The sequence below is a fragment of the Bradyrhizobium paxllaeri genome (genome assembly GCF_001693515.2).
In the GTDB taxonomy this organism is placed as follows: Bacteria; Pseudomonadota; Alphaproteobacteria; order Rhizobiales; family Xanthobacteraceae; genus Bradyrhizobium; species Bradyrhizobium paxllaeri.
Genome location: NZ_CP042968.1, coordinates 2,413,655 through 2,425,843, shown reverse-complemented (window position 1 = coordinate 2,425,843; position 12,189 = coordinate 2,413,655). Strand labels below are relative to the sequence as shown.

At 63.3% G+C, this 12,189-nt stretch carries 11 protein-coding genes; 8 read left to right on the top strand and 3 right to left on the bottom strand.

All coding sequences use genetic code 11. From position 1 onward, the window contains the following. The first annotated feature begins 16 nt into the window (after window positions 1-16). The gene (locus tag LMTR21_RS11335; protein WP_065756816.1) at window positions 17-706 is read left to right on the top strand and encodes a hypothetical protein; all 690 of its coding nucleotides are present in this window, start codon (window positions 17-19) and stop codon (window positions 704-706) included. Between the two features lie 111 nt (window positions 707-817). Further along, window positions 818-1,597, top strand: coding sequence for an enoyl-CoA hydratase (locus tag LMTR21_RS11330; protein WP_065756815.1), 780 nt, complete (start codon window positions 818-820; stop codon window positions 1,595-1,597). A 145-nt stretch (window positions 1,598-1,742) separates the two neighbouring features. Here LMTR21_RS11330 and LMTR21_RS11325 read toward each other — a convergent pair whose 3' ends face one another. After that, window positions 1,743-3,596 (bottom strand): acetyl-CoA hydrolase/transferase C-terminal domain-containing protein, encoded by a 1,854-nt coding sequence (locus LMTR21_RS11325; protein WP_065756814.1) that lies wholly within the window; start codon window positions 3,594-3,596, stop codon window positions 1,743-1,745. 343 nt (window positions 3,597-3,939) lie between these two features. Between LMTR21_RS11325 and LMTR21_RS11320 the strand changes: the two genes are divergently transcribed. The 5 genes from LMTR21_RS11320 (at window position 3,940) to LMTR21_RS11300 (ending at window position 8,383) form a co-directional block, all read left to right on the top strand. Continuing rightward, window positions 3,940-5,355, top strand: a complete 1,416-nt coding sequence (locus LMTR21_RS11320) for a TolC family outer membrane protein (protein ID WP_065756813.1) — start codon at window positions 3,940-3,942, stop codon at window positions 5,353-5,355. A gap of 129 nt (window positions 5,356-5,484) precedes the next feature. Then, the gene (locus LMTR21_RS11315; protein ID WP_084031045.1) at window positions 5,485-6,456 is read left to right on the top strand and encodes an alpha/beta fold hydrolase; all 972 of its coding nucleotides are present in this window, start codon (window positions 5,485-5,487) and stop codon (window positions 6,454-6,456) included. Window positions 6,457-6,503: 47 nt separating this feature from the next. Beyond that, window positions 6,504-6,926: a hypothetical protein gene (locus LMTR21_RS11310; protein WP_065756812.1), complete on the top strand. Its 423-nt coding sequence runs from the start codon at window positions 6,504-6,506 to the stop codon at window positions 6,924-6,926. Continuing rightward, the gene (locus tag LMTR21_RS11305; RefSeq protein ID WP_065756811.1) at window positions 6,919-8,019 is read left to right on the top strand and encodes a hypothetical protein; all 1,101 of its coding nucleotides are present in this window, start codon (window positions 6,919-6,921) and stop codon (window positions 8,017-8,019) included. Before LMTR21_RS11310 ends, LMTR21_RS11305 begins: the two co-directional genes overlap by 8 nt. Beyond that, window positions 8,009-8,383 (top strand): hypothetical protein, encoded by a 375-nt coding sequence (locus LMTR21_RS11300; protein ID WP_141688677.1) that lies wholly within the window; start codon window positions 8,009-8,011, stop codon window positions 8,381-8,383. The genes LMTR21_RS11305 and LMTR21_RS11300 overlap by 11 nt, the downstream gene beginning before the upstream one ends. 54 nt (window positions 8,384-8,437) lie before the next feature. Here the strand turns inward: LMTR21_RS11300 and LMTR21_RS11295 are convergent, their stop codons facing one another. Next, the gene (locus LMTR21_RS11295; RefSeq protein WP_065756809.1) at window positions 8,438-10,036 is read right to left on the bottom strand and encodes an FAD-binding oxidoreductase; all 1,599 of its coding nucleotides are present in this window, start codon (window positions 10,034-10,036) and stop codon (window positions 8,438-8,440) included. 275 nt (window positions 10,037-10,311) lie between these two features. Here LMTR21_RS11295 and LMTR21_RS11290 point away from each other — a divergent pair, with 275 nt between their 5' ends. Beyond that, a complete protein-coding gene (locus LMTR21_RS11290) occupies window positions 10,312-11,277 on the top strand; it encodes an amidohydrolase family protein (RefSeq protein WP_065756808.1) in 966 nt (321 codons plus the stop codon). On the opposite strand, the gene LMTR21_RS11285 is transcribed toward LMTR21_RS11290, so the two are convergent. Beyond that, window positions 11,265-12,176, bottom strand: a complete 912-nt coding sequence (locus tag LMTR21_RS11285) for a methylenetetrahydrofolate reductase (protein WP_065756807.1) — start codon at window positions 12,174-12,176, stop codon at window positions 11,265-11,267. The genes LMTR21_RS11290 and LMTR21_RS11285 overlap by 13 nt on opposite strands. Between the last annotated feature and the right edge of the window lie 13 nt (window positions 12,177-12,189).

Here is a 12,189-nt window from a genome sequence, read left to right as displayed (position 1 = left end):
ATGGGGAGATTCGATAATGACAATCAAAGCCAGCGCGGCCTTGATTATTGCGGCAGGGTTCTTGGCAGGTTTCGCAGTACCGCTACCGGCGATGGCCGCGGGCGCCGATGCAGATGCCGCCGCCGTCTCGAAATCGGAGAGCGCGACGTCTGACAAGTCCGTCAGGCAAGGTTCGCGTTCCCTGAAGAAGCGCGACGCCCATCGTAAAACCACGCGCGCGGCTGAAAAATCCAACGAGACCAACGAGAGCAAGAAGCCTGAGGAGAAGCAGGTCGCCGATGCCAGTGGCGGCACACCGCCCGCGATCCCCGAATGGCTCGCCAACGCCAATGCCCAGATGACCGCCGCCGATGCGCCGGCCGACAGCGCCAAGGGGATGTCGGCCGCAATGTCCGAGAAGGCTAACACGGTCCTGCAGGCGGCGGAAAAGCCTGCAGACGCCGAGACGTCGCCGGCTGAAACAGCCGTGGTTGCCTCCGACCAGCTCAACGATGTCGACCGGGCGCTGCAGGTGGGCTCGCCCGAGACCCCCTCCACGCAGACGGTCGCGATGGCTTCGGCGGCCAAACCGGCATCGGAAGCGGCCGCTCAGGCTGCCAACAACGACAGCTCCACCCTGGACAAGACTTCACTGATCGGAAAGATCTTCATCGCCTTCGGCGCCCTGCTGACGATGGCCTCGGCCGCGCGCATGTTCATGGCGTAGCGGCCCTTCCGTTCCGGGCGCGGCAAGACGCGTCCGGAACCAGAACCGCCCACTTGAAGCCCATCCCGGCAGCGGGCACATTGCCCGCAAATCAGCTACCCGGGGTGGATCATGGCGACGTTCGAACACATCATTGTCGAGAGCAAGGGCGCGGTTGGCATCATTACGCTGAACCGTCCGAAAATGCTCAATGCACTTTCGTTCGGCGTATTCCGCGAAATCGCGGCGGCCGTCGATGATCTCGAGGCCGACGACAAGATCGGCTGCATCCTGCTCACCGGCAGCGAAAAGGCGTTCGCCGCCGGCGCCGACATCAAGGAGATGCAGCCGAAAAGCTTCATCGACATGTTCTCCAGCGACTTCACCGCCATCGGCGGCGACCGTGTCGCCACCTGCCGGAAACCGACGATTGCAGCCGTCAGCGGCTATGCGCTGGGCGGCGGCTGCGAGCTCGCCATGATGTGCGACATCATCATCGCTTCCGACACTGCAAAATTCGGCCAGCCCGAAATCACGCTCGGCACCATCCCCGGCATCGGCGGCACCCAGCGGCTGACACGCGCGATCGGCAAGTCGAAGGCGATGGATCTCTGCCTCACCGGCCGCATGATGGATGCCGCGGAAGCCGAGCGTTCCGGTCTGGTCAGCCGCGTCGTGCCGGCGGACAAGTTGATGGAAGAGGCGCTGTCGGCTGCCGAAAAGATCGCCTCGATGTCGCGTCCTGCCGCGGCCATGGCCAAGGAAGCCATCAACCGCGCATTCGAGACACCGCTGTCGGAAGGCATGAATGTCGAGCGCAACCTGTTCCACTCGACCTTCGCACTGGAAGACCGCTCCGAAGGCATGGCGGCGTTCATCGAGAAGCGCAAGCCGGTGAACAAGAACAGGTAGTCCGAGATCTCTCCGCGTGTCGTCCCTGCGAACGCAGGGACCCATACGCCGCGGCCATCGTGTTGAAGTACCGACGGCAGACATCTTCTTTAAGCAACTACGTGCTGTGGTTATGGGTCCCTGCGTTCGCAGGGACGACGCTGGATTACTGCTTGCGGCTCCTCGCCAGCGCCGCATTCACCAGCGCGCGGTAGCCGCGCTCGGCAAACGTCGTGGGGCGATCGAGGCCGAGCCGCTTCAGGCATTCGCGCTTCGCAGCATCCGGCGGCTGCGTCATTCCCTGCCACAGCAATCCCGGCAGAAGCAGCGGCGTCCGCTGCGCTTCCCGCAACAGCTGCAGCGCCGGGATCAGCCGCTGCTCGACCTCGGTAAAATCGCTGCCGAACGGGAATGACGGCAGCAGCCCGGCCTCGCGCGCAGGTCTCAGGGCCTCCGCGATCCGTTCCGGAAAGTTCTCGCGATGGGCGCGCGGAATTTCGAACGCCTTCGGCAGCTTGCCGGCATCCTTGGCGATCCCAGCCAGTTCATCCTGGAAACGCGAATCCGTGACCGCCAGCATCGCCGCGATGGTCTCGACATCCGATTTGCCCCGGACATCGGCTGCGCCATATTCGGTGACGAACACGTCGCGCAGATGCCGCGGGATGGTCTGGTGACCGTAATTCCAGCGGATGTTGGAGACCGTCTTGCGACCGGCCTGCCGGGTCGATTCCAGTGCGAGAAGCGATCGCGCGCCCTCTAGCGCGAACGCCTGCGCGACGAAATTGTACTGGCCGCCGACACCGCTGACGACCTGGCCGTCCTCGAGGCCGTCGGAGACCGCCGCTCCCATCAGCGTCGCCATCATCGCGGTATTGATGAAGCGCGCATCGATCCGCGCGCGACGCTTGGCCTCCTCGTCGCCATAGAGCTGGTTGGTGAACGACACCGGCATCATCTGGATGCGCGCGAGCTGATCGGGAGCCATCTCGCGCAACGCGCGATAGAACGATTTCGGCCCGAGAAAAAATGCCCCATGCAGCACGGCGTCGTCGACCTCGCGCTTGAGAATGCCCGCATCGATCAGGCCGAGGAACGCATCGATCAACATTTCGCTGACGCCATAGAGTCCTTTCTCGAACGGACCCGCCTGCGCAGGCTCGCTGCCCGGCGCGAGCCGCTTCATGATGGCGCGAAACTGCGCATTGTCGCGGTGACGGACAATCAGCCCTTGCGCCAGCGCATCGCCGACCTGCCCTATGCCAATCTGCAGCGTGCCGCCATCGGGCACGAGGCCCGCCGCGTGAAGCCCGATCGCATATTTGGTGTCGCTAACCGGCTCGGCCGGCGGCGCGAACAGCGGGAAATCCGTCGCAGGGCTATCGAGCACCGCAGAGAATTCATCGCCCGGCAGGTCGCCGGCGCCCGGCATGAACGGCAGCTCGGAGTTGACCTGCCCGATCAGCTTGAACGATGCCCGCCCTTCGTTGCGGGCGCGCAGGATGTCGAGCGTGGTGTCGGTGTTGCAGCTCAGGCTATAGCGCGTCGCGCCACCGACGACGCGTTTCGCGACCAGTTGGGTGACGACGTTCAGCCCGCGCGTCAGCAGATAGGACGAGGCATGGGTGTAGTTCGCAGAGATGTAGTGCTGCTGCGCGTACGGAACGCGCAGCCACTTGCCGGCCAGGAAGAAGAACTCGATCACCTCAATGTTCGGCGGCAGTTCGCCGACATGCAGCGCATCGGCATAGGCGAGGTCCGGATAGCCGCCGAACAGGCGATCGATCACCGGGCCGATGAAGCGCCGTTCGAGCAGGCTTGAGGGTCGCGGCTTCTCCAGCGTCAGCGCCGAAAACAGCGTGAGCTTGATCGAACGATCGGCCGAGGCGCGCGCGTACAGCGCGTTGACGACATGATTCGCTTTACCAAGCCCGAGCGGCAAGCCGACCACGAGGTCGGTTCCGACATCGCGGATGATATCCTCCGCGATCGCTTCGGGATCGGAAAACAGCTTTGGCATCGGTTGCGGACCCGGGCATAGCTTGGAAGCCAACCGCCCTGAGTCGGACGCCAGCCGACAGACCATAGCGCATTTGCTGTCGAACTTCGTCTGTGACGAACCGGCAACAGCCAAGCACGGATTTCATCGAATTAATGTACTGATGTCGCGCGGCAGTTTGCCTGTGGCCACGGCGCCCCCTAAACAGGTAGAGGAGCCGGGGCTGTCGGCGGGGGCGGACAAGCAACGCATGATCCGGGAATGACGGATAACCGGCATTCCCTGAAGATCATGCCAAACAGGAAGATAGAGCGGGATGACTCAAAACAGAGTCATCACGTTCTCGTGTTGACTACGGGATCAAATGGCAAGGCGCGCCGCAGGGGTTGGCCACGTTATACGACGGTTGCTTCGATCGGGCATTTGCCTTGCGGCAGGTTGCTTCGTGTTGGCTGCGCCGGCCGCGCATGGCGAAAGCCTGCCCGACGCGCTGGCCAAGGCCTATCAGACCAACCCCGCCCTCAATGCCGAACGCGCCCGCCAGCGCGCGACGGATGAAAACGTGCCGCAAGCGCTCTCGGGTTATCGGCCGCAGATCCTCGCCACGCTCTCCGCCGGCTTTCAGGCGGTGCGCAACCTGCTGCCCGACAACACCATCCAATCCGCGAATCTGAAGCCCTGGACCATCGGGGTGACCGTGTCCCAGACGTTGTTCAACGGCTTCAAGACCGCCAATAGCGTCCGCGTGGCGGAGTTGCAGGTGCAGTCCGGCCGCGAAGCGCTGCGCAATGTCGGCCAGGGCGTGCTGCTCGATGCCGTCACGGTCTATACCAACGTGCTCGCCAACCAGTCGCTGGTGGAAGCGCAGCGCGCCAACGTCGCGTTCCTGCAGGAGACGCTCGGCATCACCCAGAAGCGACTCAATGCCGGCGACGTCACGCCCACCGATACCGCGCAGGCCGAGGCACGCCTGAGCCGGGGGCGCGCCGATCTGAATGCCGCCGAGGTCAATCTTGCCGTCAGCCAGGCGACTTATCTTCAGGTCATCGGCAACGCACCCAACCAGCTCCGAACTGCCGATGCCATCGACCGCCTGCTGCCACGCAGCCGCGACGATGCCACCGGTCTTGCCTTCCGGGAGCATCCGGCGGTGATGGCGGCAAGCTTCGACTTCGACGTCGCCTCCACCTCGATCCGCGTCGCCGAGAGCAGCCTGATGCCGACCATCACGCTGCAGGGCAGCGCCAGCCGCAGCAAGCAGTCGGACCCTACGCTCGGCACTTTCGGGACCGACCAGGCTTCCATAACCGGCCAGCTCACCCAGCCGATCTATGATGGCGGCATGGCCGCCTCCCAGACCCGGCAGGCCAAGGAAATCGCAGCTCAAAGCCGGCAGGTGCTGGACCAGGTCCGCAACCAGGCCCGCACCGCCGCGGTGGGCGCCTGGGTCGCCAACGAGGGCGCCAAGATTGCGGTCTCTGCCTCCGAAGCCGAAGTTCGCGCCGCCACCGTCGCGTTGCAGGGCGTGCAGCGGGAAGCAGCCGGCGGCCAGCGCACCACGGTCGACGTGCTGAACGCGCAGCAGGACCTGATCCTGGCCAAGGCGCGGCTGATCGGCGCGCAGCGCGACCGCGTGATCGCCTCCTATACGCTGCTCAGCGCCATCGGCCGGCTCGACGTCAAGACCCTCAACCTCAACACGCCGGATTATCTGCCTGAAGTGCACTATCATCAGGTGCGCGACGCCTGGCACGGCCTGCGAACGCCATCCGGACAGTAGGTTGTATTTTCTCCCGGTGTTAACCGGACGCTGATCATGTCGGGTATTTTCAGTCGCCAGTAACCGGCGTTGTCTTAAAACTTTGGAGTTCCCGCCCCCGTTTTATTTCGATCGATTTTGCGAGGCCTCGTGGTTTCAAACATCCTGCGCTGGTCGGCCAACGGCCTGTTGGTCCTCGTCCTGTCGATCATCCTTCTGATCACCTCGTTTCGCATGGCGGCGTCGATACGCGAGACCGGCATGCGTACCCAACTGGCGCCAAAAACGGGCCATCTGGTGCCGACGCGTTCGGGCGGCGTCTTCGTGCAGGAGAAGGGCCCCGCGAACGGCATTCCCGTGGTCCTGTTTCACGGCACGGCGGCGTGGAGCGAGCTATGGCGGCAGACCAGCGACGCGCTGGCATCCGCCGGCTTTCATGTGATCGCCCTTGATCTCCCGCCGTTCGGGTTCTCGGATCGTCCCGGCAACTATACGCGGCAGGACCAGGCTGCCCGAATCAACGACGTGCTCGATACGCTGGAGGCCCCGCCCGCCATCATCGTCGGTCACTCCTTCGGCGCCGGTGCTGCGACTGAACTGGTGATGCGATATCCGGATCGGGCGCGCGCATTGGTGCTGATCGATGCAGCCCTCGGATTGACGGCCACGCCATCGGCCGCGCCCTGGGTGATCCAGCCGCAATGGATTCGCGAAATCCTGGTGTCGCTGACCATCACCAACCCGATCGCGACGCAAACGCTGCTGCAATCGATGATCGCGAAGAAGGAGCGCGCGCTGCCCGAATATGTCGCGATCCTGCAACGACCGCTGGCCCAGCGCGACAGCACGAGCGACATCGCCGACTGGCTCTACTACTTCCTCGGCACCGACACGAATGCGGCAAGTGCGGACCGCGCGGCCTATGCGAAGCTGGAAGTCCCGGTCGCGATCCTCTGGGGCGACAAGGACACGATAACGCCGGTCGAACAGGCCCGCGATCTCCAATCGCTGCTGCCGCCTGATACGGACCTGACCTTGCTGCCCGGGCTCGGCCACATTCCGCAGATCGAGGACCCCGGCATGTTCAACGATGCCCTGCTCAAGACGCTCGCAAAACTCTAGACTGGACAGAGATTCGACAAGTCTTACAGATCGCCGCCGGAGACATCATGGACATCATCAGACTGTGCGCCTGGGGCTATGCCGCCCTGCTCGGCTTCGTGATCCTCACCGGCTACATCCCGGCCTTCATCGACGCCAATGATATGATCTTCGGCCTGTTCCGCCGCACCTGGTATGCCGACGGCCTGCATCTCGTCTCGGCGCTGTGGGCGGCCGCCGCGGCAATGACCTCGCGCCGTGCCTCCGAATTATTCTTCCAGCTGTTCGGCGTGTTCTATTTCGCCGACGGCATGCTCGGCCTGCTCACCGGCAGCGGCTATCTCGACTTCGGCATCCTGATCAACGGTGTCCTCAACCTGCCGCTCTCGACGCGGTTCTTCGCCAACGCCCCGCATCTCGGCCTCGGCGGCGTGGCGATCATGATCGGATACCTGCTGGCGCCGCGGACGCGGACCGTCGTTCATGCTTAAATGGCTGCGGCGCATCCTCGCTGTCGTCGCAATCCTGATTGCGCTGACGGTGCTTTTGCCGCTGGCCTATATCGAGGGCACGTGCCGGCCGTCGTCCGGCGCCGCGGCAGCGAGCGCCCCGGCCGTCACTCTGCCCGCGATCGACGAGGCGGGCTACCGGCGCAAGCTGAACAACACGTTCTTCACCTTCCCCGAATGGTACATCGTCTATTCCTTCGAGGATTTCGGCCGTTTCCTCGACCGCTCCAGTGAAAGCCATTTTGGCTATCTCGGTCACATCTTCGGATTCTGGCGGAGCTTTTGTACCATCAACCGTGCGGTACCTGCGACGGGCGAGTCGCTGACTGAAGTGAAGACGATGATTTACGTCATCGGCATCAGCTATTCCGTCGAATACGCCATCAAGGGATTCTACGAGAACACCATCGGCCGCGTGTTCGAATGGATCAGGGGCGAGAAGCGCACGCCGCAGGATGAGTTCGGCCGCGCGGTGCTGCAGGACTATGCAGCCTTCCTCTACACCATCCCCTGGTACAAATATCCGTTCCGCGAAAAGCTCGATGGGTTAATGGCGATCTCGGCGCCGACGCCAAGTTCATTGCGGACATGGGAACGCGACTTCGCGCTCGGCGCCGAATATTTCGTCAAGATCGGCTACGCCTCGCTGATCCAGAAGGCGCTCGACGCCGGTGGCGACAACGAGCCGCGCGACATCATGTTTGCGGTCGCGACATTGCCGCCGGAGGTGCTGGCGAAGGAGCCGCGCATCAAACCGATCCGCGCGCTGACCCCGCAATGGCAGCTCGTGCAGACCCCGCGCTACAAGGACTTTACCGACATCCTCAAGAGCCTGCTGGATCAGGGTTATGGGGTTGCGGAGATCGCAGGCAATCACGACATCCTCATCACCGTCATTGCCCCCGATGTCGCCAAACTCGACATCAAGGGCACGACGGAGCTGTTTTCGCTGGAACTGGATGCGCGGCCCGGCTTCCGCCGGGCGGGCCTGAAAGCAAGGGTCGACCGACTTGTCGATATCGACCGCGAGCTCAAGGCGAGGGGTGCAAGCATTGAGCACTTCTATGATTACTGACGGGCGGCAGCGTAGATCCGGGCGATGGTGTCGGATCGTCGGCGCGATCGCCCTCGTCATCTGCGGCTGGCTCGCCGTGGTCGTTGCGCTGACCTTCGGTTCGGCCCCGGGCAAGTCGATGGCCGTCATCGGTCCGCCATCGCGGGCACTGACGGCCATCGCAAAGGCAAACGGGCGTATCCTCGCCTCGAGTGATTACGTCACCATCGCGCGTTCCGACGATGCTGGCTTTGTCGCTCGCCTCTATGCCGCCGGCGCCCTGCTGGTGCTGGATGCCGAACAAGCCGGCGGCTGCAGCGGCCTGCCGCCATCTCGCGCCACATCGTCATTGCGAGCGAAGCGAAGCAATCCATCGTTGAGCTAAGCAAGGTCTGGATTGCTTCGTCGCTTCGCTCCTCGCAATGACGCAGGCAGATATCTACGACGCGTACTTCTGATAAAACGTATTCGTGAACAGCTCGCTCGGATCATATTTCCGCTTCGCCGCGAAGAAGTCGTTGATCTGAGGATAGGAGCGCTGCAACTGATCCTTCGAATAATAGAGCTGGTACGGCAGGAAGAACCGCCCCTTGTGGGCGATGGTGAGGTCGATCAGCTCTTCGGTCGCCTTCTTCATCCGCCGGTTGCCCTCATCGTCCGTGGTCTGGTTGATGTAGAGCACCAGCGAGAATGCCGGCTCCGGAGAATAGGTCAGGAAATTGTTCTCCTGATGCACGACGCGCACCGACGCGTTGAGGAGATTGGTCTTGTTGTCGGTCAGCACCTTGCGCATCCCGTCGACAAACGAGACGAACTGGCTGCGCGGGATGAAGTATTCGTGCAGGATGTCGGTATCGTCAGGCAATGAGTTGCGCAAGTAAGGCACGGAATCGTGCATCGGGTCGTTGCGGTTGACGAGACAGGCCTCCGCCGAACCGATCGCCTGCGCCCGCGTCACCGTGCAGTTTTCCATGCGATGCTCGATGTGCTTCTCCGACAGCCATTTCATTTCCTGAAACAGCGCGCCCTGCTTGGACAGGTTGATGGTGAGCCGCCGCAATTTGGTGCCTGAGACCTCGCCGAGCGGCTGGCGCTTGAAATCGGTACCGTCGACCTTGGTGTAGGTGTACAGCAGCAGCTCCTTCAGAAACGAACTTGGTGCGGTCGAGAGGTGGCCATACATCAGGCCGATATTGCCGTCCTTCTCGATCGCCTTGGCGAACAGCGCCGGGAATTCCTTGTAGTCCATCATGCGGCGGCCGGTCTGGTAGACCAGGTTATCGGCAATATCCAGTTCGGCCTCGACAATGACGCCGAACAGGCCGTAGCCGCCAACCACGAGGTTGAACAGGTCCACGTTCTCGGTCGCCGACACCGTCTGCAGCGAACCATCGGCCAGCATCACCTTCATCGACTTGATCGACTTCGCAAGCGCGCCGGCCTGATGATCCATGCCGTGGGCGTTGACCGAGATCGAGCCGCCGACGGTGAAGATGTCGGTCGACTGCATGGCGCGAACCGCAAAGCGCGGATGCAGCACGTTCTGGATGTCGTGCCAGGTTGCGCCCGGCTGTACCGTGACCGATCGCGAACTCTCATTGAGCACGATCTTGTTGAAGCCGCGCATGTCGAGCACGATGCCGCCCTTGCGGAAGGCCTGCCCGCCCATGCTGTGGCGGACTCCGGCAGTGGTAACGGAAAGCTTGTTGTCGCGCGCAAAGGCCAGCGTCTTGGCGATATCGTCAACGCTGCGGACGTCGACCACGCCGTAGATCTCGGTTTTGCTGAGACAGCTCGCATCATTGATGCTGCCGCCGAGCTGCGACCATTTCACGTCCTTGAGCGGCGCAATCGCCTTGATCCGCTCCAGATCGATTTTCGCCTGCTCGCCGCCGCCGACCGCCGGGCCGCAGTCTTTTTCCCCGGTGGGATCGGCCGCCAGCGCGGCAAGCTTGCGATAGCTGTAAACGCCGAGCAGCACGACGACCACGGCAACGACCGACGCGCCGGTTTTGAACTTTTGTGAAAATTTTCGCATGAAGTGATTCCAGAGGGGAGCGAGATATTCCGGGCGGGCGGATGATTAGTCAAATTTGGCGGCTTCCGGTTCGATACGCCGGCCACGTTACCGGACCGATAACTCTGCGTAGCCATGCGGCGGGCGCCCTTCCCGCGCCTCACTTCTCTCGATAATCTCCTGGCCATACCACGGGCGAAGCAACGCCCGGCGCCGGAGGGAGAACGCTGGAGTTAGCGGGCACGACGCCCTGTCCAGACGCCAACAATCAACAACAATATCCAGGGAGAACACCAATGCTGACGCGACGCAGTATGATGCTTGCCTCCATCGCAGCCGGAGTAATGATGAACGACAGAACCGCCTCTGCCAAAGCGGCGCAGCCCGCCACGCCGGTGAATTTCGACGTTCCCGCGGGCGCCTGCGACTGCCATACCCACATTCACCCCGATCCCGAAAAATTCCCGTTCTTCTCCGGCCGCGTCTATACGCCCGAACTGGCCTCGCCCGAGGAAATGACGGCGCTGCACAAGGCGCTGCGCATGGAGCGCGTGGTGATCGTCACGCCCTCGATCTACGGCACCGACAATTCGGCGACGCTGTTCGGCATGGCGGCGCGGGGACCGACCGCGCGCGGGGTTGCCGTGATCGACGACAAGACGTCCGAGAGCGATCTCGATCTCATGGGCAAGGCCGGCATTCGCGGCGTCCGCCTCAACCTCGCAACCGGCGGCGTCAACGATCCGAACGTCGCGCGGCCACGGTTTACGACCGCCGTCGAGCGCATGAGGGCGCGCGGCTGGCATGTGCAGATCTATACCAACCCGGCGATGATATCAGCAGTCAAGGATCTCGTCATGGCTTCGCCGGTGCCTGTCGTATTTGACCATTTCGGCGGCGCCCAGGCGGCGCTTGGCGTCGAACAACCCGGGTTTGCCGATCTCGTGGAGCTCGTCAAATCGGGCAAGGCCTATGTGAAGATTTCCGGCGCCTATCGCTCCTCGAAACTCGGCCCCGACTACACCGACTGCATCCCGCTCGCCAAGGCGTTGATCGGAGCCAATCCCGACCGCATCGTCTGGGGCACCGACTGGCCGCATCCGGATTCGGTTACGCCGGCCGGCAAGAAGGTCACCGACGTCACGCCGCTGTTCCAGATCGACGACGGAAAGCTGTTGAACCAGCTTCCGGTGTGGGCGCCGGACGCGGCGATCCGCAAGAAGATCCTGGTCGACAACCCGGCGCGGCTCTACGGGTTCTGAAGCCCGGCGTGTGAGACCGCGGCCCGCTCCACATGCTGGCGCGGGCCGTGTTCGGTGTCGCGCAACCACGCGCCGGCCTTGCGCAGGCCGCCGAACGGGAATAGATGAAATCCTGCGATTGGTGCAGTTGCTTGCGCCGGTGCCAATCGCAATCCCTTGACGACGTCGTCCGGCCCCGTGTCCGTCAACAGGCGGCCGAACCGGCCGATCTGGGCCCGCAGCGCGCGCATGGAATTGCCTATGCCGCAGCGGAGCGCGAATTTTGTCAGCGTCGCCGGTGTCGCCGGCCCGGCCAGGCCGATAATGATCGGAAGATCGATGCCGGCGCGATCGAGGGCACCGATCCATTGCAGGATTGGCGTGCTCTCGAAGCAGAACTGCGTGACGATATCGACCCGCGCTCCCGTTCGCTGCCCCCAATCCCACCACGCTTTGAGGGCGTTCAGCGCTTCCGGCAGTTCGAGATAGGGATGGCCCTCGGGATGACCGGCGAGGCTGACGGATGCAATGCCGTGCGCCTCGAGCAAGCCGCTGCTGCAGACGTCACGCGTCGACTTGAACGGGCCCTTGGCCGCCGCGACATCGCCCGCAATGAGGACGACCCGGGACACCGCAGCGTCGCCACGTGCCCGCGCCAGAAAATCGTCGAGTGCCTCCCGCGAGGCCATTTCGCGCGCGGCGACATGTGGCACCGGGTTGTAGCCGGCGCGGCGCAGCGCGGCCGCCGTTTCGACGTTATGGTGGTAATTGTCGCCGGGCAGGAACGTGATCGTGACGTCGACCCCTGCAGCGAAATGGTCGCGCAGTTCCGCAATCTGATGCCCGCGCGAGGAAATTTCGACGGAGGCCGACGGCAGCAGCGCGGCCAGTCTGTGGGATAGCTCGTCGGAGACGGTCACGGACGCCTCCCAC